The 21,811-nt window shown below is 38.2% G+C and carries 22 protein-coding genes; 16 read left to right on the forward strand and 6 right to left on the reverse strand.

Annotated features, from left to right (window positions below; genetic code table 11):
- Window positions 1–47: 47 nt before the first annotated feature.
- Window positions 48–443 (forward strand): EthD family reductase, encoded by a 396-nt coding sequence (locus tag E4661_RS02735; protein WP_136465283.1) that lies wholly within the window; start codon window positions 48–50, stop codon window positions 441–443.
- 48 nt (window positions 444–491) lie between these two features.
- Here E4661_RS02735 and E4661_RS02740 read toward each other — a convergent pair whose 3' ends face one another.
- Window positions 492–1,628: a Gfo/Idh/MocA family protein gene (locus E4661_RS02740; protein WP_136465284.1), complete on the reverse strand. Its 1,137-nt coding sequence runs from the start codon at window positions 1,626–1,628 to the stop codon at window positions 492–494.
- Between the two features lie 155 nt (window positions 1,629–1,783).
- On the opposite strand from E4661_RS02740, the gene mgrA reads away from it, so the two are divergent.
- From mgrA to E4661_RS02800, 12 genes are all read left to right on the forward strand, one after another.
- Window positions 1,784–2,800 (forward strand): L-glyceraldehyde 3-phosphate reductase, encoded by a 1,017-nt coding sequence (gene mgrA / locus E4661_RS02745; RefSeq protein WP_136465285.1) that lies wholly within the window; start codon window positions 1,784–1,786, stop codon window positions 2,798–2,800.
- Between the two features lie 43 nt (window positions 2,801–2,843).
- Entirely contained in the window at window positions 2,844–4,331 is a 1,488-nt protein-coding gene (locus E4661_RS02750; protein WP_136465286.1) for a S10 family peptidase, read from the forward strand.
- Window positions 4,332–4,355: 24 nt separating this feature from the next.
- Window positions 4,356–4,961: a carboxymuconolactone decarboxylase family protein gene (locus tag E4661_RS02755; RefSeq protein WP_136465287.1), complete on the forward strand. Its 606-nt coding sequence runs from the start codon at window positions 4,356–4,358 to the stop codon at window positions 4,959–4,961.
- A 5-nt stretch (window positions 4,962–4,966) separates the two neighbouring features.
- Complete coding sequence (locus E4661_RS02760) at window positions 4,967–6,136, forward strand: heparan-alpha-glucosaminide N-acetyltransferase domain-containing protein (protein WP_136465288.1); 1,170 nt, start codon at window positions 4,967–4,969, stop codon at window positions 6,134–6,136.
- Complete coding sequence (locus E4661_RS02765; protein ID WP_136465289.1) at window positions 6,133–6,711, forward strand: hypothetical protein; 579 nt, start codon at window positions 6,133–6,135, stop codon at window positions 6,709–6,711. Before E4661_RS02760 ends, E4661_RS02765 begins: the two co-directional genes overlap by 4 nt.
- A gap of 62 nt (window positions 6,712–6,773) precedes the next feature.
- Window positions 6,774–7,043, forward strand: a complete 270-nt coding sequence (locus E4661_RS02770; RefSeq protein WP_136465290.1) for a hypothetical protein — start codon at window positions 6,774–6,776, stop codon at window positions 7,041–7,043.
- A 36-nt stretch (window positions 7,044–7,079) separates the two neighbouring features.
- The gene (locus E4661_RS02775; protein WP_136465291.1) at window positions 7,080–7,769 is read left to right on the forward strand and encodes an SGNH/GDSL hydrolase family protein; all 690 of its coding nucleotides are present in this window, start codon (window positions 7,080–7,082) and stop codon (window positions 7,767–7,769) included.
- A 46-nt stretch (window positions 7,770–7,815) separates the two neighbouring features.
- Entirely contained in the window at window positions 7,816–8,823 is a 1,008-nt protein-coding gene (locus tag E4661_RS02780) for a glycosyltransferase family 2 protein (protein ID WP_136465292.1), read from the forward strand.
- 149 nt (window positions 8,824–8,972) lie between these two features.
- Window positions 8,973–10,898, forward strand: coding sequence for a BatA domain-containing protein (locus E4661_RS02785; protein ID WP_136465293.1), 1,926 nt, complete (start codon window positions 8,973–8,975; stop codon window positions 10,896–10,898).
- Entirely contained in the window at window positions 10,895–12,148 is a 1,254-nt protein-coding gene (locus E4661_RS02790; RefSeq protein ID WP_136465294.1) for a dihydroorotase, read from the forward strand. The genes E4661_RS02785 and E4661_RS02790 overlap by 4 nt, the downstream gene beginning before the upstream one ends.
- 4 nt (window positions 12,149–12,152) lie before the next feature.
- A complete protein-coding gene (locus E4661_RS02795; RefSeq protein ID WP_136465295.1) occupies window positions 12,153–12,476 on the forward strand; it encodes a hypothetical protein in 324 nt (107 codons plus the stop codon).
- A gap of 9 nt (window positions 12,477–12,485) precedes the next feature.
- Complete coding sequence (locus tag E4661_RS02800; RefSeq protein ID WP_136465296.1) at window positions 12,486–13,145, forward strand: alpha/beta hydrolase; 660 nt, start codon at window positions 12,486–12,488, stop codon at window positions 13,143–13,145.
- Here E4661_RS02800 and E4661_RS02805 read toward each other — a convergent pair.
- Both E4661_RS02805 and E4661_RS02810 read right to left on the reverse strand, forming a co-directional pair.
- Window positions 13,142–13,636, reverse strand: coding sequence for a hydrolase (locus E4661_RS02805; protein WP_136465297.1), 495 nt, complete (start codon window positions 13,634–13,636; stop codon window positions 13,142–13,144). The two genes, E4661_RS02800 and E4661_RS02805, sit on opposite strands and share 4 nt — an antisense overlap.
- A gap of 4 nt (window positions 13,637–13,640) precedes the next feature.
- Complete coding sequence (locus tag E4661_RS02810) at window positions 13,641–14,405, reverse strand: MBL fold metallo-hydrolase (RefSeq protein ID WP_136465498.1); 765 nt, start codon at window positions 14,403–14,405, stop codon at window positions 13,641–13,643.
- Window positions 14,406–14,493: 88 nt separating this feature from the next.
- On the opposite strand from E4661_RS02810, the gene E4661_RS02815 reads away from it, so the two are divergent.
- Entirely contained in the window at window positions 14,494–15,963 is a 1,470-nt protein-coding gene (locus E4661_RS02815) for a nucleotidyl transferase family protein (RefSeq protein WP_136465298.1), read from the forward strand.
- Between the two features lie 29 nt (window positions 15,964–15,992).
- Here E4661_RS02815 and E4661_RS02820 read toward each other — a convergent pair whose 3' ends face one another.
- Both E4661_RS02820 and bcp read right to left on the reverse strand, forming a co-directional pair.
- Window positions 15,993–16,640: a carbohydrate-binding family 9-like protein gene (locus E4661_RS02820; protein WP_168796317.1), complete on the reverse strand. Its 648-nt coding sequence runs from the start codon at window positions 16,638–16,640 to the stop codon at window positions 15,993–15,995.
- A gap of 153 nt (window positions 16,641–16,793) precedes the next feature.
- Entirely contained in the window at window positions 16,794–17,246 is a 453-nt protein-coding gene (bcp, locus tag E4661_RS02825; RefSeq protein WP_136465300.1) for a thioredoxin-dependent thiol peroxidase, read from the reverse strand.
- 37 nt (window positions 17,247–17,283) lie between these two features.
- Between bcp and E4661_RS02830 the strand changes: the two genes are divergently transcribed.
- Window positions 17,284–17,946: an endonuclease III domain-containing protein gene (locus E4661_RS02830; RefSeq protein ID WP_136465301.1), complete on the forward strand. Its 663-nt coding sequence runs from the start codon at window positions 17,284–17,286 to the stop codon at window positions 17,944–17,946.
- 246 nt (window positions 17,947–18,192) lie between these two features.
- On the opposite strand, the gene E4661_RS02835 is transcribed toward E4661_RS02830, so the two are convergent.
- Complete coding sequence (locus E4661_RS02835) at window positions 18,193–18,774, reverse strand: RNA polymerase sigma factor (RefSeq protein ID WP_136465302.1); 582 nt, start codon at window positions 18,772–18,774, stop codon at window positions 18,193–18,195.
- Between the two features lie 250 nt (window positions 18,775–19,024).
- Here E4661_RS02835 and uvrA point away from each other — a divergent pair, with 250 nt between their 5' ends.
- Window positions 19,025–21,802, forward strand: coding sequence for an excinuclease ABC subunit UvrA (uvrA, locus tag E4661_RS02840; protein ID WP_136465303.1), 2,778 nt, complete (start codon window positions 19,025–19,027; stop codon window positions 21,800–21,802).
- Window positions 21,803–21,811 lie beyond the last annotated feature (9 nt).

Raw genomic sequence — 21,811 nt, forward strand, 5'->3', positions numbered from 1 at the left:
GAATACTGAAAATCAGTAACTTTAGGCAAACCCATAAAAAAAGTCGAATGAAAGCCAAAACCCTTCTCCTTATAAGCATAATGGTATTTTTTATGAGTTGCCAGCAGCATACACCTTCTGAAAAAAAAGGCATGGTCAAAGTAACTATTTTATACCCTAACAGTGAAGGAAAGACATTTGACATGGATTACTATTCTAATAAGCATATGCCCATGGTAGCCGATTTATTGGGAGATGCAATGAAACACTACAAGATTGATAAGGGCATAGGTGCCAGAACTCCTGATGAGCCCATTCCTTATTTTGCCATTGGATATTTATACTTTGACCAACTTTCAGATTATCAGAATGCTTTTGGACCAAACGCTGAGCAAATTGTTGGTGACATTCCAAATTATACCAATGTTCAGCCCATTGTTCAAATTAGTGAGATATTGAAGTAATTGAATAAGACCAGGATAAAGGTTTCTACCGGTTATAACATAGGTATGTTACCCTCCAAACCCATATCCTGAAGTGAAATTCAAAGGAATTTTCTTGCCTCCTTTAGATATGGATTCGTAAATGGCTTCTACGATTATCATATCTCTTTTACCCATTTCACCAGGAGCTTTATTGGGCTGGTCAAATAAAATATGTTTTGCGAAATCATCCATTTGAAGCTTTTGTTGGCTTTCTTGTGGAAAGTTAAGCTCTCCTTGCGACGTTCGTCCAGCCAATGGTATATATGTACTTGCCGGGTCAAGCTCGTACCATCCCCGCTCACATGAAGCAAAAAGCCTATTGGTACTTATATTATGCGAGGTCATAATGTTTCCGATAGCACCGCTTTCAAATTCGAATTGAGCTGTAATGGTTTCATCCGTTTCCTTAAAGTAATCGGGGCGTGTGCTAAATTCTAGTGCGGAAACAGAAATTGGGTTTTCACCTGTACCATAAATGACACTTTGAATGGAATAGACACCCATATTCATCAAAGCCCCACCGCCAGAAAGCTCTTTGTTCAACCGCCACTGAGCAGGGTATGACATAGAACGATATCCTGCATCCGCAGAAATGTAGTTGATTTTACCGAAGGTTTTCTCTCTTACAATTCGCTTTACTTCTTGGGTATAGGGTTCTGAATGCAAGCGATATCCGACGCCAAGCTTTACCCCATTTTCTTTGCAAGCCTGAATTATGGCATCACATTCCTCCACACTAATAGCCATAGGCTTTTCACATATTACATGTTTTCCGGCTTTCGCCGCCCTAATCGAAAAATCGGCATGCATGCTATTGGGCAGTACCACATAAACAATATCTATTGCACTGTTCTGCGCAATGTCATCGAAGTTGTCATAATTATAAATATTCTCTTTCGGAATACCATACTTCCCTGCCCAAATCTTTTCTTTTTCTGGTGTTCCCGTAACTATTCCTGCTAAATAACAATGTTCTGCGTCCATGAGTGCAGGAGCCAATTGATAGGTGCTATAGCTTCCTAGGCCGACAAGGGCAATTCCCAATTTCCTTTTGTCCTTTTTAGCAGCAATGGCACAGGCCAGCGGTGATATCGACATCAATGCTGTTGCGCCAGCACTTTTTGCAATCTTCGTATTGAAATCCCTTCTGGAAAGCTTATTCATGATGTTATGTTTTTTGAGGTGTTGATAATGCCATTGAATTTACTTTTTAAGCTTCAGGCTTTATCAAAAATTTAAGTTAAAATCCATAAAACAGGAATATCTGAGCTGAAATATGATAAATTTAGTTCCCTTAAAAACAACTATACCTTTACATTATGGCCTTAAATGATTCCTTTGGGATAGAAAATTATGTTCCCAACGAAAGTAGATATGAAAAAATGCAGTATAGACGTTGCGGCAACAGCGGACTTTTACTTCCGATGATTTCCTTAGGGCTTTGGCATAATTTCGGACATACGAATGACTTTTACAATGCTCGCCAAATCTTAAGAACTGCTTTTGACAATGGAATTACCCACTTTGATCTCGCAAACAACTATGGCCCCCCATATGGTGCCGCAGAAGATAATTTTGGACGCCTGTTCCATAAGGATTTTAAGAATTATAGGGATGAATTGATTATTTCTTCAAAAGCTGGTTGGGATATGTGGCCTGGACCTTACGGAAACTTTGGTTCAAGAAAATATCTAATCGCAAGTTTGGACCAAAGTTTAAAAAGGATGGGATTGGAGTATGTTGACATATTTTACCATCATAGGCCCGACCCTGAAACCCCTTTGGAAGAAACCATGGGAGCTCTACATCATATTGTCCAGCAAGGTAAGGCACTTTATGTGGGAATCTCCCAATATAATGCGGAGGATACTGCAAAAGCTTATGAAATCTTAAAAGATCTTGGAACCCCATTACTTATTCACCAACCAAGATACAATATGATGGATAGATGGGTAGAAGATGGACTCTTGGATGTTTTGGGTGAAAAGGGTATTGGGTCCATCCCGTTCTCTCCACTACGACAGGGTATACTGACCAATAAATACCTAAAAGGAATTCCAAAGGATTCACGGGCAGGGAAAGATGCGCGATACCTAAAATCAGACCAGATTACACCTGAAATTTTAGAGAAGGTTCAAAAACTGGATGCCATTGCCAATTCAAGAAACCAAAGTCTGGCCCAAATGGCCTTAGCCTGGATTTTAAAGGACGAACGTATTACCACCGTATTGATTGGTGCTAGCAGGACCGCACAATTACTTGACAATATAAAAGCACTGGATAATTTGGCCTTCAGTAAAGAAGAGCTTGCCAAGATTGAAGCTATTTTGGCTTAAAAGGTGCCAACAGCTATAAGAATCTGACTAATTCAAATATAAAATGAAAAAAATCTATTTAATACTGCATGTACTTCTATTCAGTTCCACTGCCTTTGCGCAAAGTAGAAAATTACCTGTGGATACCACTGTAACCACGCAACACAATGTGACAATCAATGGTACTAACGTAAATTATACGGCCACTACGGGTACACAGCCTGTTTGGGATGAAATGGGAGAGCCAATAGCTTCTCTACATTACACCTATTACACAAGAAACAATGTGAAAAACAGAGCTGAGCGGCCTTTGTTAATCTCTTTCAACGGAGGACCTGGTTCAGGTTCTGTTTGGATGCATTTGGCCTATACTGGTCCCAGAATTCTTAAAATTGATGATGAAGGATATCCTGTTCAACCTTATGGGGTTAAACACAATCCTTATTCCGTATTGGATGTGACAGATATTGTATATGTAAACCCTGCCAATACAGGTTATTCCAGAACTATACCTGAAACAGGTGATAAGGTGGATAGAGATAAATTTTTCGGAATCAATGCCGATGTAACATATTTAGCGGAATGGTTGAACACCTTTGTGACCCGAAACAATCGTTGGCGCTCTCCAAAGTATATTATTGGGGAAAGCTATGGAGGAACCCGGGTCATGGGACTATCACTGGCTTTGCAAAACCAGCAATGGATGTATTTGAATGGGGTTATCATGGTTTCCCCTGCAGATTACAAAGTAATCCGTGTGGGTGGGCCCGTGTCTAGTGCCTTAAACCTTCCCTATTATACGGCTGCAGCTTGGCATCACAAGGCCCTCCCTGCTGATCTCCAAAACAAGGATTTACTGGATATCTTACCTGAATCGGAAGAATATACCATAAATACTCTGATTCCTGCCATTGCCAAAGGAGGTTTTATTTCCGATGCAGAACGTAAAAGCGTAGCGCAGAAAATGGCTTATTATTCAGGATTAAAGGAAAAAGACATTTTAGATCATAACCTGGACGTTCCCACCCAATTCTTTTGGAAAAATTTGTTGAAGGACAACGGTGGATATAACGTGGGGAGATTGGACAGTCGTTACTTAGGGATTGACAGGCGACTTTTTGGGGAAGGACCAGATTATTCAGCAGAATTAACCTCATGGTTGCACAGCTTCACTCCAGCTATTAACTACTATCTGCAGGAAGAATTAAAATTTAAAACCGATATCAAATACAATATGTTCGGCCCTGTACACCCATGGAACAATGAAAATGACAATACCCGTGACAACCTTCGTCAAGCCATGGCACAAAACCCATATTTGAATGTACTGGTACAATCGGGATATTATGATGGTGCCACAACATATTTCAACGCAAAATATACGATGTGGCAAATAGATCCAAGTGGACGCATGAAAGATCGTTTCGAATTTAAGGGATATCGTTCTGGGCACATGATGTACTTAAGGCGTGAGGACCTCAAAAAGGCCAATGATGATTTGCGTGCATTTATTCTAAGAACCGTTGCCAATGGCAAAAGTGCCAAATACTAATCCGTTTTAGAATAATCCTTTTCTATGAGTTGGATAGAAATTGTCGATTACGAAAATGCTGGTCCACAGCTAAAAAGAATTTATGATAGGGTCAAAGGGCCGGACAATAATGTGGACAATGTTCTCTCCATACATAGTTTAAGGCCCCATTCCCTAGTGGGACACATGACGCTTTATAAAAATGTGTTACACAACTCCAATAACGAACTTCCCAAATGGTATTTGGAGGCCATCGGTATATATGTGAGTCATCTTAATAAATGTGATTATTGTGTCCAGCATCATTTTGAAGGGTTTAAGAGACTACTAAACGATGACCAAAAAGCTGAAAGATTTATAAAATCTGTCAAAACTGACGAACTGAATGGAATATTTGAGGATAAGTTTTTGGTCGGAATGGAATATGCCAAAAAGTTGACCATTGCCCATACCGAAATTTCAAAAAAGGAAATTGATGACTTAAGAGCTTCAGGTTTTACTGACGGACAAATTTTGGAAATAAACCAAGTAACAAGTTACTTTAACTATGTTAACCGAACTGTTTTGGGGCTGGGCGTGAATACTAAGGGAGATATTTTAGGCTTATCCCCCAACGAAAGTGCTGATCCAAATAATTGGAATCACAAATAGCAAGTATGAGAATAGCATCCATCGACATATTAAGAGCCTTGACCATGGTATTGATGATCTGGGTAAATGATTTTTGGACTTTGACCAAAGTGCCCAAATGGTTGCAACATGCCTCCGCTACAGAAGATTATTTAGGCTTTTCAGATGTAATCTTTCCGTTGTTCCTTTTTATCGTAGGGCTTAGCATTCCCTATGCTATCCAACACAGATTTTCTAAAAACGAAAGCTCAGTAAGGATTGGAAAGCATATTCTCATCCGTTCATTATCTCTGTTGTTCATTGGTTATTTTATGGTCAATTATGAAACACATAGCGAGACTTTGGGATTAGGCAAATATTGGTGGTGTTTTATAATGGCTATGGCCACTGCTCTGGTTTGGATGAACTGGAATAAAAGCCCGGTTCCAAAAAAATGGCACCTTGTTTTTCAGGTAATGGGATTATTGATTTTTCTCTATCTGGCTATAGTTTACAAAGGTGGTCTTTCAGGAGAAAATTGGATGAAGCCTCAATGGTGGGGTATACTTGGTCTTATTGGTTGGGCCTATTTGGCCAATGCGTTGGCTTATCTTTTTACCAAAGGTAATCTGTATGCTCTTATAATTCTATGGATAGGGTTCAACACATTGTCAGTACTGAATACATCTACCGAATTATTGCAATTTGATGGCTTTATAACTTACTTTTCTCCGCTATATTCTGGAACAATCCCCGCATTCACAGCTGGAGGAGTGGTTACAACACTTTTGTTCCAAAAATTGGGGAAATCTGGTATTAAAACACCCTATGCCTTGATAATCTTATTGGGAGTTATCTCAATAGCCTTTGGATTAGGCACAAGGCATATTTGGGGTATTTCAAAAATTCAGGGAACCCCCTCTTGGTTGGCTGTATGCAGCGGCATTGGTTTTTTATCCTTTGTTCTATTGCATTATATAGCCGATGTTATGAAAATAACACGATGGGCTGATTTTATAAAACCCGCAGGCACAGCAACTTTGACCTGTTACATGATTCCCTATTTTATTTATCCTTTACAAAACTTAAGCCATATTAGATTACCAGAATTTTTGAATTCAGGTATAGCTGGTCTGTTGATTTCCTTTGGCTTTGCCCTTGCGGTGGTTTTCTTTACGGGATGGTTAGAGCGTAAAGGCTTTAAACTAAAATTATGAGAAAAAATATCCTTTCAATTATTGTTGGCTTAATGAGTATGCATTTTTTGATGGCTCAAGAGATTCCTTCCAAAGAATGGCAGATAAAAACAGCATTAATGGCTGTTCCAAAAGATTATAAAGATGGCGCAAAGGTATATGGCTACGACATATCTGGAAACTTCACTGTTTTAAAAAATGGTTCTAACGACTATGTTGCCCTTGCAGACGACCAAAAAAAAGAAAAATTCTCTACAGCGGCATACCATAAAGATTTAGAACCTTTTATGGCACGCGGTAGAGAATTAAGGATGCAAGGAAAAGAAGCTCAAGAAATTTTCGATATTCGGGAGGAAGAAGTTAAATCTGGAAAACTAAAAATGCCTGATAAGGCAACTTTGTGTGTATTTACGGGAACAGTGAACCAAGAAACAAAGGAGATTGAAAACCCATACGTACGCTATGTCTTTTATATTCCTTTTGCAACGGGTGAGTCCACCGGATTACCCACTACTCCTACCCCTCCTGGTCACGCATGGCTAATGAATCCGGGTACTCATAGAGCACACATTATGATAACGCCGCCAAAGAACTAAGATTTTTTCTGCCCGTGTAACATTTTTAGAAAAAATCCTACATATAATTAAATCACTTAATTATGGGAGGAGGCGGACATATACTTCACATGGTAAGGTCGTTCAAGGCCAATCGCGACCTGCTCAAAAAAAGAAGACGTAAATCTAAAGAAGACGTCTATGGTATGGAGGCAAGAACCGAATTGAGTTTCAAAAAGTCTACTCCTGAAGATATCATGGTCGTCCGAAAAAAAATAGCTCACCAAAAACGTAAGAACAGCTTAGCTGGATTAATGGCTATTTTAATAATGATAATTTTCGCTTTTATTACATATTGGCTGCTCAGTAGATGATGGTATTAATTTCTTATTTTTAGGCAAATCAATGTAATGTTCAAAACCAAAATAAGAATACTTCTTGTGCTTTCCCTTTTCGGCCTATTGAAAACAAGTAATGCTCAAGATTGGGCAAATCTTCAAAAATATCAAGAAGCAAACGCTTCTCTTCTTTCTCTTTCGGAGGAAGAAAATCGGGTGGTTTTCATAGGAAACTCCATTACAGAGGGTTGGTCTTCGGCGCATCCAGACTTTTTTGAAGGGAAACCGTATGTGAATCGTGGAATCAGCGGGCAGACCACTCCACAAATGCTATTGCGGTTTAGGCAAGATGTAATCGACCTGCAACCCAAAGTTGTTGTAATCTTGGCAGGTACCAATGATATTGCTGGTAATACAGGCCCTATGACCTTACGGCAAATTCGTGACAACATTCTTTCCATGGTTGAACTTGCGGAAATTAATGGCATTCGACCCATTATTTGCTCTATACTTCCCGCATATGATTATCCTTGGCGACCTGGTTTAAAACCCAATGAAAAAATTCCAAGATTGAACTTGATGCTCCAAAAAATGGCCAGAGAAAAAAACCTTGTATACTTGGATTATTTTTCCGCCATGACCGATGAGCGAAATGGCCTTTCAAAAGAATTGGCAGAAGATGGGGTACACCCCACAAAAAAAGGATATGAAATTATGGAAGGTCTTGCAGAAAAAGCCATCAGAGTTGCTTTGGGAAATTGAGTCCTTATTGAACTAAAGCCCCATAGGTGTACACTTAATTTATGTAATGCAAGAGTATAAGGTTAGTATTCTCATTCCGTTCAAGAACACAGCACATTTTCTTCCTGAATGCCTTGATTCCATAATAAACCAAGACTATGTGCATTGGGAGGTGCTGGCAGTGAATGACCATTCTGAGGATGAAAGTTTGAACGTCCTCCGGTCCTACTCCAAAAAAGATTCCAGAATAAAGGTTTTTTCCAATCAGGGTGCTGGTATAATTCCAGGATTGAGAACAGCTTATTCAAATGCAACCGGAGCTTTGATTTCCAGAATGGACTCAGATGATATTATGAAACCCAACCGTTTATCCAGTATGGTCAATAGTTTGGTCAAATATGGAAAAGGTTATGTTTCGGTCGGGCAAGTAAAGTACTTTTCAAATCGAGGCATTAGCAATGGATATGAACGGTATGAGAAATGGTTGAATCACTTGACTTCTACAGGAAAAAACTACACCGAGATCTATAAAGAATGTGTAATCCCCTCTCCCTGTTGGATGGTATTTCGAGAAGATTTGGACCTATGCGGTGCTTTTGAGCCAGATAGATACCCAGAAGATTATGATCTCACATTTCGGTTTTACGAAAAAGGATTAAAAATAATTCCTTGTAATCAAATCTTGCACCTATGGCGAGACTACGATACCAGAACTTCTCGAACCCATGAGCATTATGCACAAAATTATTTTTTGGACATCAAACTCCATTATTTTTTAAAATTGGATTATTTCAAAAACCGTTCTCTGGTAATTTGGGGAGCTGGATTCAAGGGGAAAACCATAGCCAAGAAGCTTGTCGAACAAAAAATTGATTTCACTTGGCTCTGTGATAACCCCAAAAAGATTGGAAAAAAGATTTATGGAAAAGAGTTGGTTCACTTTACGGCTTTGGAGAAATTAGAGAACCCACAAAGTATTGTTACCGTAGCCAATGAAGATGCTCAATCAGAAATCGAGAACTTTTTTACAAAAATTGAACAGCGAGCTTCGACGGATTACTTTTTCTTTTGCTGATATAATGGACAATAAACAATGTACAATTACCAATTTGCAATGAACAATTCAATCAGTTATTATTAAAAACTGTTAATTGACCATCGATTATCACCAATTGTTTATTGAACATTGTTTAAATATCTATATTTGTCCAATCGTAATGTGGAATGCAGTTTAAACATCCAGAAATTCTTTGGGCCCTTTTTCTTCTACTAATTCCCATTTTAATTCATCTTTTTCAACTCCGTAGATTTAAAAAAACTCCTTTTACCAATGTAGTTATGCTACAAAAAGTAGTCTCTGAGTCAAGAAAAAGCAATATGCTCAAAAAGTGGCTGCTTCTGTTTACCAGACTTTTATTACTAACTGCCTTGGTAATTGCCTTTGCCCAGCCTTTCATAGCTTCCCAAACAGCGCTTAAGCAAAAAGAAACGGTAATCTATTTGGACAATTCGTTCAGTATGCAAGCCAAGGAGAACGGACTTTCGTTGTTGGAAAAATCTGTTCAGGATTTAATCAAAAATATAGATAAGGAACAAGTGCTTAGCCTCTTTACAAATGAGCACACCTTCAAAAACATTACGGTCAAGAACATTCAGAACGATTTATTATCCATCCCCTATTCATATAAGCAGTTAGGTTTGGATGAAGTTAAACTGAAAGCCGGCACTTTATTTTCCAAATCCGATGGTACTATAAAAAACCTTATTCTTATTTCGGATTTTCAGCAAAGAACAGGGACTCACAAGAGCATACAAGATTCAACAATTCGTAAGTACTTCGTTCCAGTTTTTCCTTCCGAGGTACAAAACGTTTCTATAGACTCGATTCAAGTTTCGGACAATACCTTGAATCAACTACTACTCAAGGTCATGCTTTCAGGAGGTTCTGAAGAGGAAACAGTTCCCATTTCGTTATACAACAAAGACACTTTAATCGCAAAAGTTGCAGCAAAATTTGAATCTGGTGACCATACAGAAGTTGAGTTTTCCATTCCCAATGACGAAGAAATAGATGGGCGATTACAAATTATTGAAAATGGAGGCGCAGGCTATGACAACACATTTTATTTTAATATCGGTAAAAAGGAAAAGATAAAAGTATTGTCCATTGGAGAGACGGATGACAATTATTTATCTCGATTGTATACTGCTGATGAGTTTGTCCTGACCCAGATTCCTTTGGATCAACTGGATTACAGTATCTTAAACCAACAGCATACGGTTATTCTGAACAACTTAAAGTCAATTCCAAATAGTTTGCAGGAGGTACTCTCTGTTTTTAAGGAAAATGGGGGGACTCTTGTCGTAATTCCATCATTAGAGAGTGATTTAACTTCATACAACCAATTTTTATCCAATTTTTATGGCACTCAACTGCTAGAAGCTTCAAACGTTGCCAAAAGAATCACCAATATATCATTTGGGCATCCACTATATAAAAATGTGTTTGAGCAACAGGTGGACAATTTTCAATATCCGACTGTGAATCATTTTTTCAGAATACGGTCAAATTTACCAAAAGTGCTTTCCCTAGAAGGCAATGATGCCTTTTTAGTGGGCAATAACGGTTTTTATCTATTTGCCACTTCATTGAAAAAAGAAAACACCAACTTTAAGAATTCTCCACTAATTGTTCCTACATTTTATAACATGGCAGAATTCAGCTTGAAAATGAATGATCTATATTATACGCTAGGAAATTCAGTATCAGTGGATGTTCCGGTAAATCTTGGGAGCGATAAGATTCTAAATGTTTCGAAACTTGGTGAAACCTTTATTCCGTTGCAACAAAGTTTTCCCAATAAAATAAGATTGACTTTTGATGATATTCCTACTTCGGATGGAATTTTTAGTGTTTTAAAGGATGGCCAATCCGTGAGGAATATCAGTTTCAATTACCCTAGGACGGAGAGTAAACTCAATTATATGGATCTAAATGGATTTACAAACGTAGAGATTCTAGATTCTGTTCCTTCCCTGTTTAATCAACTTAAAACTGAGGATGCCATTACCGCTTATTGGAAATGGTTTGTTATTTTAGCGCTGTTTCTGGCGCTTGTCGAAGTAATCATTCAAAAATTTGTTAAATGAACATGCTGCTGAAGTCGGCCAAGATTGTATGCCCCGAGAATAAGGCATTGCACCTTAAAAAAAGGGATATTCTAATTAAAAAGGGAGTTGTTGAAAAGATTGCTGCTTCTATTGAGGCTCCTTCGAATGTCAAAGTAGTAACAAAAAAAAATCTACATGTTTCTTTAGGATGGTTTGATTCAGGTGTAGCTTTTGGGGAGCCGGGGTTTGAAGAACGGGAAACCATTTCCAATGGCCTAAAAGTAGCGGGACAAAGTGGTTTTACGGACGTTTTACTAAATCCGAATACTAGACCCGTTCCAGATACCAGCTCTGACGTGGTTTTTCTAAAAGATAGGGCGAATGGAAGTGCTACACGCCTCTACCCAATAGGAACATTGACGAAAAATGCTGATGGAAAAGATTTGGCAGAACTATATGATATGAAAAATGCCGGTGCAGTGGCGTTTTATGATTTCAAACATCAAATATCAAATCCAAACCTGCTAAAAATAGCCCTTTTATATGCCCAAAATTTTGACGGGCTTGTGTTTTCATATGTCGAGGATGCCCAGATTAAAGGAAAAGGTATTGTCCACGAAGGTAAGGTGTCTACCACACTTGGACTTAAAGGTATTCCAGGTCTGGCCGAAGAACTGCAAATCGTTAGGGACTTATTCATATTGGAATACACTGGTGGAAAATTGCATATTCCTACCATTTCGACCGCAAATTCAGTGAAGTTGATTGCCAATGCCAAAAAGAAAAGATTGGATGTTAGCTGCAGTGTTGCCATTCATAATCTTATCTACACCGATGAATCCCTAAAAGAGTTCGATACATCCTTTAAGGTATCCCCACCACTGAGAGGTGCTGCTGATTGCAAAGCACTAATAAAAGGATTAAAGGACGGCACTGTTGATTTTATCACGACAGATCACCTTCCCATGGATGTTGAAGAAAAACGGGTTGAGTTCGACAATGCGGCAAACGGCACTATCGGATTGGAATCAGCTTTTGGAAGCCTAAACCGACTTTTGGGTACTGAGGACACTATTGCCTTGCTCACCAAAGGCCGTGAACGTTTCGGAATTGAAGCTCCGATGTTTGATGAAGGTCAATCGGCTTGTTTAACCCTCTTTGACCCAGAAGAAGATTACATTTTTGAAAAAGAGCGCATTTTATCCATCTCAAAAAACAGTATGTTCCTAGGAGCTTCCCAAAAGGGAAAAGTCTATGGAATCATAAATAATAATCAAACAACTCTCTAGAATTTTGAGCAACTCCAATCCAGGAAAAACAACGGCTATAGTAGCTTACCTTACCATTGTGGGCAGTTTGATAGCCATTAGTATGAACTCCGAACCAAAAGATGCATATGCGAGATTTCATACACGGCAAGCCTTTGGGATCCATTTAATTTTTCATGCATTGGCCATTGTACTGACCTATACCGGAATAGTTTATGTTTCCTTCGGATTATTTCTACTATACCTTATTATTTGGGGATACGGATTTCTACAGGCCTTAAATGAAAAAACCCGACCTCTGCCGTTTTTAGGGGAACATTTTCAAAAATGGTTTACCTTTATTCCATAAATTATTCAAATGTCCCCCACCTCACTTTCGTTAGAATATTTAGAACGTCCGTCATCCCTTAAATTAGGAAAAAAACCATCTCTTTTTATGTTTCATGGCTATGGAAGCAACGAAGAAGATCTTTTCTCCTTTGCATCAGAACTTCCAGAGGAGCTACACGTTATTTCAGTCAGAGCTCCGTATGACCTTGAACCTTTCGGTCATGCCTGGTATGCCATTAATTTTGATGCCAAATATGGTAAATGGAGTGATGACGAGCAAGCAAAAGAATCTAGGGGTAAAATTGTCGCTTTTATTGACGAAGCTTGTGAGTTGTTTGATTTGGACACAGCGAACATTACACTTTTAGGATTCAGCCAAGGTACTATTTTGAGTTATTCTGTGGCACTTTCATTTCCTGATAAAATCAAGAATGTAGTCGCTCTAAGCGGTTATATCAATGAAAATATTTTGTTGGAAGGCTATAAAGACAAAAATCACAGTTCTTTAAATATTTATGCCTCTCATGGCCAAGTAGACCAAGTAATTCCCTTGGAATGGGCGCAAAAAACACCTGCTTTTCTAACAGAATTGGGCGTGAACCATGTTTATGAGGAATTCCCAATTGGGCATGGAGTTTCTCAACAGAACTTTTATTCGTTCCGGGAGTGGCTTGTTCAGCATATTTAGTTACTGCGAGCGTAAAGTAGGTGATCCATTAAGGTGAAATCTACACCCAAATCGTCTTTTAACTCATACTTGATAACCAGATCTCCCCAATATTTACCATCTGAAAAATCGGCCAACAACCATTTATGGTTAAGGATTTTTATTTTGTTGATTTTGAAATCGCTTTCCATCCCTTCATAGGGAACCAATGGATTATTTCCTTTTTTTTCATTGGTTTCCAACAACTTATCCTCAATATACCTTACTGGGTCTTTTAAATTAAGATGGTCATAATATGCCAAGGCATCATCGTTGTTCTCCAATGAAAAGTATTGCATATCAAGAACTTTTAATTGGGCTTGCTCCAAAGAATCTTTCAAACTAGTAACTTCAGATTCTAATTTATCAATATTAGAATTCAAGCTTTTTTGAAGGTTATTGGCGCTGACAAATTGATACAAGACAATCAATGCGGCAAATACAAACAGGTAAAGGAATATTTTACTTTTCATTCTTCTAAATCTTTAATTGTAAATTATCATAAGCTAAAAACACATTTTCAGGGAGTTTCTCCTCTACTTCGGCATGAAATCCCAATAAATGACTAATATGGGTGAAATATGTTTTCTCGGCGCCTACTTTCTCAGCAAAATCTAGAGCTTCTTTCAAATTAAAATGTGAATGATGCGGCTCTGAACGAAGCGCATTAACAACCAATATCTTTGCTCCTTTCATTTTTTTGATTTCTTCCTCTTCAACCCGTTTTACATCAGTCAAATACACAAAATCTCCAAAACGATAACCAAAAACGGATAATCGATTATGAAATGCTTCAATGGGCACTACATTTATATTTCCCAAGCCAATAGTACTCCCCTTCTCTACCTCATTTACAATAACGGCGGGTGCCCCAGGATATCTATCCTTATCGGCGAAAATATAATCAAACCGTTTTTTTAGAGACTTTATCACCCTTTGGTGGGCATAAATCGGAATATCACCTTGTCTGAAAAAAAAGGGGCGTATATCATCAATTCCAGCTGTATGGTCGGCATGCTCATGGGTGAAGAGAATTCCATCCAACCTTGGGATGGGGTTTGCGAGCATTTGCTGTCTAAAATCGGGACCGCAATCAATAACATAATTGTAATTGTTCCAAGACACCAAAACAGACACACGAAGTCGCTTGTCACGAGAATCTTTGCTCAAGCAAACAGGATGATCACTTCCAATAATGGGTATCCCTTGCGAGGTTCCTGTCCCCAAAAAAGTAATGGTCATCATATCATCCATTAAAATCAAAATTATAACTTATTTATTTAATAGATTTGATTAAGAGTGTAACTTTGTTTTTAATAAAACACTGGTTATGTCAACTGCTTCTCGCAACGTAAATAGCTTTGAAAATATACCTTCGATAAAGGCAAAAACACTTCGGATAAACTTAAATCCCAATATATATGGAACCTTCGCCGAGATTGGTGCGGGCCAAGAAACTGCACGACAGTTTTTTAGGGCCGGGGGGGCTTCAGGAACCATTGCCAAGGCCATGAGCGCCTACGACAAATCGTTCAGTGATGCCATATATGGAGTTGAGGAGGATGGCAGGTATGTTACCCAAGCCAGGCTTAAAGGAATGTTACGACATGAAATGCGCTTGGTAGAAGAACGTATAAGTCGCGAGAACAATCCGGATTATTTGTTTTTCAGCTATGCCAACACGGTTGCCACCATTGATTTTTCCAAAAGATACAAAGGTCATGGATGGATTGGAATCCGTTTTCAGCTTGATCCCAAACAAAAGGAGTACGATGAAATTGTGCTTCACATTCGTTTTAAACAAAATGAAGCCCGATTACAACAGGAAACCTTGGGTATTTTGGGTGTAAACTTAATTTATGGGGCTTTTTTCAAGTATCATAAACCCAAAAAGCTATTAAAATACCTATATGACCATATTGATAAGGATACCATAGAGATTGACATGGTCAATTTTATAGGTCCAAACTTTAAGGATGTGGATAACAGGCTTATGAGCCTACAGCTCATCCGAAATGACATGACCGATGCGGTAATGTTTGGTCCTGATGGGAATAACTTACTCCCTGCTGCCGTATTGTACAAGAAAAATATTTTGGCACTTCGAGGAAGTTTTAGACCAGTTACCAAGGTGAACATGGATATGTTTCAAAAGTCTTACGATATTTTTATACGAGAACAGACGGTAGAGTATGAAAATACCATAGTTGTTTTTGAAATTACTCTTTCCAACTTAAAGGCTGCCGGTGAAATAGACGAGCAGGACTTTATGGATCGTGCAGAACTGTTATGCTCTTTGGGACATACTGTGCTGATTTCCAACTTTCAGGAGTATTATAAACTGGTAGAGTACTTTAACAACTATACAAAGGCCAAGATTGGACTGACCATGGGGGTGAACAATCTGGTTGATATTTTTGACGAAAAATACTATCGCGATTTAAGTGGTGGTATATTAGAAGCCTTTGGAAAGTTGTTCTTTAAGGATTTGAAAGTTTACCTATACCCCATGAAAGATGCAAACACGGGGCAGGTTATGACCAGCAACAATGTCAAAGTGCATCCTAGAATGAAGGAATTGTACAAGTTCTTTAAGTACAATGGCAAGGTCATGGACATCATCGACTATGACCCCGATATTATGCATATTTTCTCAAGGGAAGTGTTGAAACGAATTACCAATGATGAAGAAGGTTGGGAAGAAATGTTACCAGAGGGTATTGCCGAAGTGATCAAAGAAAAACAATTGTTTGGAAAAAAAACATTGCCCCCAAAGGAGAAAGAAGAAGTTGGCAAATAATATTTATTGATTTCTAGTAATGAGCCTTATTATTCAGACAGTTCTAATCTGCCAAAAGAAGAGGGTACATGAAAATCTGGTTCTTTCATTTCAGGATCTACCCAAGTAATCCATTTAAAGTCCCCATCAGGGTTTTTAGAATCAGGTAAAATGTTGGTGTCAGCACGAAAGATTCCTGCTTCCAAAACTCCATCTTTAAGCAATCCCAAACTCTTCAAGGATTCCTTGCTAATTGTCATGTCTAGGCGATATCCCTTCTCCAAAATGGTTCCACTGGTAAACAAATGTCCTTTGGGCCAGTACCAATCATCATCAAATAATCTATAATGAGTAGCAGCGAAATCCAAGATGGCACCATTTGGATCTACTTCAAGACAATAATACTTTTTAAGCTCGGTGTCTTTTCTTAAAAAAATCTCAACCCGGTCAGAGCGGATAATGTCTCGTTTAGTTTGGTAATTATCAAATATAATTAGGTCATCATCCTTGACATCATATCTCAAATACAGATATTTATCGTCGTGCAATGCTCTAAAGCTTGTTTCCTGTATCCGTTCGTTTTTCCTCCACGGTTGCGAGAAATCGGTAAGTAGTATCGCTTTTTCCCATAAATTATCATCTAAAAACTTTTCTTCACCATTTTCAGATTGGGCTTTTGAAACGATATAGGTTTTCATACTATCATTATTTTTGAATGCAAAGAGGCAAATTGCAATAGCTGCGATGATAAAACTAAGAACTGAATTTCTCATTGTATTTTAATACAAGGTGGAATACAAACTTAGTTTTTTATGGCCTAATGAAGAAGTCCAGGTTGTTGATTATGACAATTATAACAAAATTTGGTCTGCGTGTTCTTTTGCTTTGACCTTATCTATTACTTTATCCACTACGCCATTTTCGTCAATCACAAAAGTTATTCTGTGTATACCATCAAATTTACGTCCCATAAACTTTTTTGGTCCCCAAACACCAAAAGCATCTATCATAGTATGATCCACATCTGCCAATAACGGATATTGAAAACCAAACTTATTACTAAAGTTAGACTGTTTCTTTTGTGTATCAGCGCTTACTCCCAGTAGCTCGTAGCCTTCTTTTTTTAATCTATCATAGTTTTCGTTAAGGTTACAAGCCTCAACCGTGCATGTTGGGGTATTCGCTCTTGGATAGAAAAAGACAATTAACTTTTTTCCTTTGTAATCGCTTAAACTTATTGTATTTCCATCTTGGTCTATTGCAGAAAATTCAGGTACTTTATCTCCTACTTTTAAGGTATTCATGTATTCAGGTTTAAAAATTTTTCAAAACTAAGCCATTATGACGAAACAGGACAGGGTAAATTTTACGCTACGGACCCTTGATGAAATTTATCCGACCATTCCAATTCCATTGGACCATAAAGATCCTTACACACTGTTAATTGCCGTATTGTTATCTGCTCAGAGTACTGATGTTAGGGTAAATCAGATTACCCCTCTCTTATTCGATAAAGCTGATAATCCCTTTGATATGGTAAAGCTAACTGTGGATGAAATCCGCGAAATCATAAAGCCAGTGGGACTTTCACCTATGAAGTCCAAGGGTATTCATGGCCTATCCCAGATATTGATTGAAAAGTATAATGGAGAGGTTCCGCAAGAGATTGAACTTCTAGAAGAATTGCCCGCCGTAGGACATAAAACGGCAAGTGTTGTTGTTTCCCAGGCTTTTGGGATTCCGGCTTTTCCCGTGGACACACATATTCACCGACTTATGTACCGCTGGGGCTTTAGCAATGGTAAAAATGTAGTTCAGACCGAGAAAGATGCTAAAAGGCTTTTTCCAAAAGAAGTTTGGAACAAGCTCCATCTTCAGATTATCTGGTATGGCCGAGAGTACTCGCCTGCCAGGGGTTGGAATTTGGAAAAGGATATCATTACCAAAACCATTGGAAGAAAAACAGTGTTGAACGAATACCATAAAAACAAAAAGAGCCACTAATTGCGGCTCTTTTTGAAAGTCTTCGAAGTTCTAGTTCAAAGTAACTTCAAATTTGTGTTTTTTGTAATCAACTACTTGAATCGATTTAGAGTAGCTCAGCAGGAAATCAATAGTTTCCCTTTTAGCTCTTACTGTTCGTACAGTTTTTTGTTCTTCAGAGTAAATATTTTCCATATTCTAGCATTAATGTTACAATTACATAACGCCACTAATATGGAAATATTGCTATGCTCGATGGAATGCAGATTAATTCGTTAAAACGATGTTGTTCTTGTTTACGATTTTTCTCAGATTAATAAGGGCATATCTCATTCTTCCCAAAGCAGTATTAATGCTAACTCCGGTATTCTCAGAGATTTCCTTAAAACTCATATCCTTATAAATTCGCATCACCAACACCTCTTTTTGGTCTTCGGGCAGTTCGTCTATCAAAAGTGTCAAATCACTATCAATCTGATCTTTTATAATCTGTTTTTCCGCATTCAGTTTTTCATCCTTAATAACAGAAAAGATATTGAAGTCATCATTTCCTTCGAACTTGGGCATTCTTTTGTTTTTACGGAAATGGTCAATAATGAGGTTATGGGCAATTCGCATTACCCAAGGCAAAAACTTACCTTCTTCGCTATAAGAGCCTCTTTTTAAGGTCTTAATTACTTTAATGAAGGTATCTTGAAAGATGTCTTCTGCGACATCCCTGTCCATTACTTTTGAATAAATAAAACTGGAAATTCTTTGGTTGTGCCTGTTGATAAGGGTTTCTAATGCCTTTTCCTCACCGGCAATGTAGTTCTTTACTAATATCGAGTCGTCAATCTGTAGTTCCATACAAATTACTTTTTTGGTTAAAATTATCAGTCCTCCTTATTGATTTAAAGGGACTTATGGTGTAACATTAATTTTAAAAAAGTAATTATTTCTGTATAGGCCTATCAGTTTTTTAATTACACATCAAATATAGAAAAACAGCATGCCCGTTTAAAAACTATGTTGTGAGTTGGGCATTTTTAGATGTTAACTGATACAATATACGTATTAAGTATGGGGTATTGTATCTTTGGGTCCCTAATTTTAACAAATGTCCGCGATTCAAAATATAGATCCTAAAAAAAATATTATCATAAAAGGTGCCAAACTGCATAACCTTAAAAATATCGATGTTATTATTCCCAGGAATAAACTGGTGGTCATCACAGGGCTTTCTGGCTCGGGAAAGTCAAGTCTTGCTTTTGATACCTTGTATGCTGAAGGTCAGAGACGTTATGTGGAGAGTCTTTCTTCATATGCAAGGCAATTTTTGGGAAAGTTGGACAAACCCAAAGTAGACTATATAAAAGGTATAGCCCCTGCTATTGCCATAGAACAAAAAGTAAACTCTACCAATCCAAGATCTACAGTTGGAACAACCACCGAAATCTACGACTACCTTAAATTACTCTATGCGCGCATAGGGAAGACGATTTCCCCAATTTCAGGTAACGAGGTCAAAAAAAACACGGTTACCGATGTTATCAATTATATCAAGTCACTTCCGCTGGGCTCAAAATTGCTGTTGCTAGCACCCATAACTATAAAGGAGGACCGTGATCCGATAAAATCCCTGGAATTATTTTCAAAACAAGGTTACGCTCGTATCAAATATAAAGGGGAGGTTATACGAATTGATAGTGTTCCAAGTGATATTGGCAGAAAGTTCGACCTAGTGGTAGATAGGGTCATTATTAAAGAGGATGAAGACTTCTACAATCGCTTGGCGAATGCAGTTGACAATGCCTTTTTTGAAGGAAAAGGTCAATGCGGTATTGAAAATTTAGAAAATGGTGAAGTCAAAACCTTTAGTAATCAGTTTGAACTTGATGGTTTAAAGTTTTTAGAACCCAATGTGCATCTATTCAGTTTTAACAACCCTTACGGTGCATGCTCCAAATGCGAAGGTTATGGTGATGTTATTGGAATTGATGAAGATTTGGTGATTCCCAACACGGCTTTATCGGTCTTTGAGAATGCTGTATTTCCTTGGAGGGGAGAAAGCATGGGTTGGTACCGCGATCAATTGGTAAATTCTGCCTACAAGTTCGATTTCCCTATACACAAGTCTTGGTTTGAGTTGACCGAAGAACAAAAGCAACTTGTGTGGGACGGCAACGAGCACTTTACTGGAATACATGCCTTTTTTCAGCAATTGGAAGAGAAAAGCTATAAAATTCAGAATAGGGTAATGCTTTCCCGTTATCGCGGAAAGACCAAATGTTCCGTTTGCAAGGGCAAACGATTACGAAAAGAAGCAGATTATGTAAAAGTGGGGGGACATTCCATTTCTGATTTAATTGAGCTGCCCATCAAAAAGTTAGTTCCTTTTTTTGAAGAGCTGCAGCTTTCAGAACACGATAGCACTATCGCCAACAGACTGCTGAAAGAAATCACCACTCGTTTGGGCTTTTTAAGCAAGGTTGGACTTAGTTATTTAACATTGAACCGTAAATCAAATACACTTTCAGGAGGGGAAAGTCAACGCATCAATTTGGCGACGTCATTAGGAAGTAGTTTGGTCGGCTCCATGTACATTTTGGATGAACCCAGTATTGGACTTCATCCAAAAGATACCGAAAATCTAATCGAAGTATTATTGTCATTGAGGGATTTGGGCAACACTGTAATTGTGGTGGAACACGATGAAGATATTATGAAAGCGGCAGATGAAGTCATCGATATTGGACCCGAGGCCGGTACTTTGGGTGGTGAAGTTGTCGCTACAGGGAGCTTGGACAGTATTTTAAAGGCTAACTCGTTAACTGCCGATTATTTAAACGGGACAAAGGAGATTGAAGTTCCTACGGAGCGCAGAAACTCCAAAAATTATATCCAAATTATAGGTGCTAGAGAAAATAACCTTAAAAATATCAACGTCACCTTTCCATTAAACATGCTCACCGTTGTTACCGGTGTATCTGGTAGCGGAAAAAGTACTCTGGTTCGGAAAATTTTATATCCTTCCATATTAAAAGAGATAGGTGGTTATGGAGAAAAGGCTGGTCAGTTCAGTAAATTGGAGGGTAAATATTCGCATATAAAACATATTGAGTTTGTAGATCAGAACCCAATAGGTCGTTCGTCACGTTCTAATCCTGTGACCTACATCAAGGCTTACGATGACATTAGAGCTTTGTTCGCTTCCCAAAAATTGAGTAAACTCCGGGGTTATCAGGCCAAACACTTCTCTTTTAATGTAGACGGAGGACGTTGTGAAAAATGCAAGGGCGAAGGAGAAATCACAGTAGAAATGCAATTTATGGCTGATGTACACTTAGAATGTGATGTCTGCCATGGAAAGCGTTTCAAAAAAGAAATCCTTGAAGTACAATTTGAAGGTAAAAATATAGATGACATCCTAAATCTAACTATAGATGAGGCTATTCAACATTTCAAAAGCTACGATCAAAATAAGATAGTAACCAAGTTGCAGCCCTTGCAAGATGTAGGTCTGGGCTATGTTACCTTGGGGCAATCATCTTCAACCCTTTCTGGTGGTGAGGCGCAACGTATAAAATTAGCTTCTTTCTTAGTCAAGGGCAATACAAAAGAAAAAGCATTGTTCATTTTTGACGAACCCACAACAGGTTTGCATTTCCATGATATCAAAAAGTTATTGAAATCCTTCGATGAATTGATTGCAAAAGGACATTCCGTGATTGTAATTGAACACAATATTGAACTCATCAAATGTGCCGATTACATTATTGACCTAGGACCAGAAGGGGGAGAAAACGGTGGTCACTTAGTTGCAGAAGGAACTCCAGAAGAAATTGTTCAAAACAAAGCTTCGTTCACGGCTAAATACCTAACAGAAAAAATCTGAATGCCTTTT

Source organism: Flagellimonas onchidii (assembly GCF_004804315.1).
GTDB lineage: Bacteria > Bacteroidota > Bacteroidia > Flavobacteriales > Flavobacteriaceae > Flagellimonas > Flagellimonas onchidii.

What these genes read in the sequence shown, in the direction of transcription:
- mgrA (WP_136465285.1), top strand. Translation starts at nt 1,784, where the DNA reads ATGGCCTTAAATGATTCCTTTGGGATAGAAAATTATGTTCCCAACGAA.
- E4661_RS02805 (WP_136465297.1), bottom strand. Translation starts at nt 13,636, where the DNA reads ATGAAAAGTAAAATATTCCTTTACCTGTTTGTATTTGCCGCATTGATT.
- E4661_RS02735 (WP_136465283.1), top strand. Translation starts at nt 48, where the DNA reads ATGAAAGCCAAAACCCTTCTCCTTATAAGCATAATGGTATTTTTTATG.
- E4661_RS02770 (WP_136465290.1), top strand. Translation starts at nt 6,774, where the DNA reads ATGGGAGGAGGCGGACATATACTTCACATGGTAAGGTCGTTCAAGGCC.
- uvrA (WP_136465303.1), top strand. Translation starts at nt 19,025, where the DNA reads ATGTCCGCGATTCAAAATATAGATCCTAAAAAAAATATTATCATAAAA.
- E4661_RS02750 (WP_136465286.1), top strand. Translation starts at nt 2,844, where the DNA reads ATGAAAAAAATCTATTTAATACTGCATGTACTTCTATTCAGTTCCACT.
- E4661_RS02780 (WP_136465292.1), top strand. Translation starts at nt 7,816, where the DNA reads ATGCAAGAGTATAAGGTTAGTATTCTCATTCCGTTCAAGAACACAGCA.
- E4661_RS02775 (WP_136465291.1), top strand. Translation starts at nt 7,080, where the DNA reads ATGTTCAAAACCAAAATAAGAATACTTCTTGTGCTTTCCCTTTTCGGC.
- E4661_RS02740 (WP_136465284.1), bottom strand. Translation starts at nt 1,628, where the DNA reads ATGAATAAGCTTTCCAGAAGGGATTTCAATACGAAGATTGCAAAAAGT.
- E4661_RS02765 (WP_136465289.1), top strand. Translation starts at nt 6,133, where the DNA reads ATGAGAAAAAATATCCTTTCAATTATTGTTGGCTTAATGAGTATGCAT.
- E4661_RS02815 (WP_136465298.1), top strand. Translation starts at nt 14,494, where the DNA reads ATGTCAACTGCTTCTCGCAACGTAAATAGCTTTGAAAATATACCTTCG.
- E4661_RS02755 (WP_136465287.1), top strand. Translation starts at nt 4,356, where the DNA reads ATGAGTTGGATAGAAATTGTCGATTACGAAAATGCTGGTCCACAGCTA.
- bcp (WP_136465300.1), bottom strand. Translation starts at nt 17,246, where the DNA reads ATGAATACCTTAAAAGTAGGAGATAAAGTACCTGAATTTTCTGCAATA.
- E4661_RS02785 (WP_136465293.1), top strand. Translation starts at nt 8,973, where the DNA reads ATGCAGTTTAAACATCCAGAAATTCTTTGGGCCCTTTTTCTTCTACTA.
- E4661_RS02835 (WP_136465302.1), bottom strand. Translation starts at nt 18,774, where the DNA reads ATGGAACTACAGATTGACGACTCGATATTAGTAAAGAACTACATTGCC.
- E4661_RS02830 (WP_136465301.1), top strand. Translation starts at nt 17,284, where the DNA reads ATGACGAAACAGGACAGGGTAAATTTTACGCTACGGACCCTTGATGAA.
- E4661_RS02760 (WP_136465288.1), top strand. Translation starts at nt 4,967, where the DNA reads ATGAGAATAGCATCCATCGACATATTAAGAGCCTTGACCATGGTATTG.
- E4661_RS02790 (WP_136465294.1), top strand. Translation starts at nt 10,895, where the DNA reads ATGAACATGCTGCTGAAGTCGGCCAAGATTGTATGCCCCGAGAATAAG.
- E4661_RS02800 (WP_136465296.1), top strand. Translation starts at nt 12,486, where the DNA reads ATGTCCCCCACCTCACTTTCGTTAGAATATTTAGAACGTCCGTCATCC.
- E4661_RS02810 (WP_136465498.1), bottom strand. Translation starts at nt 14,405, where the DNA reads ATGACCATTACTTTTTTGGGGACAGGAACCTCGCAAGGGATACCCATT.
- E4661_RS02820 (WP_168796317.1), bottom strand. Translation starts at nt 16,640, where the DNA reads ATGAAAACCTATATCGTTTCAAAAGCCCAATCTGAAAATGGTGAAGAA.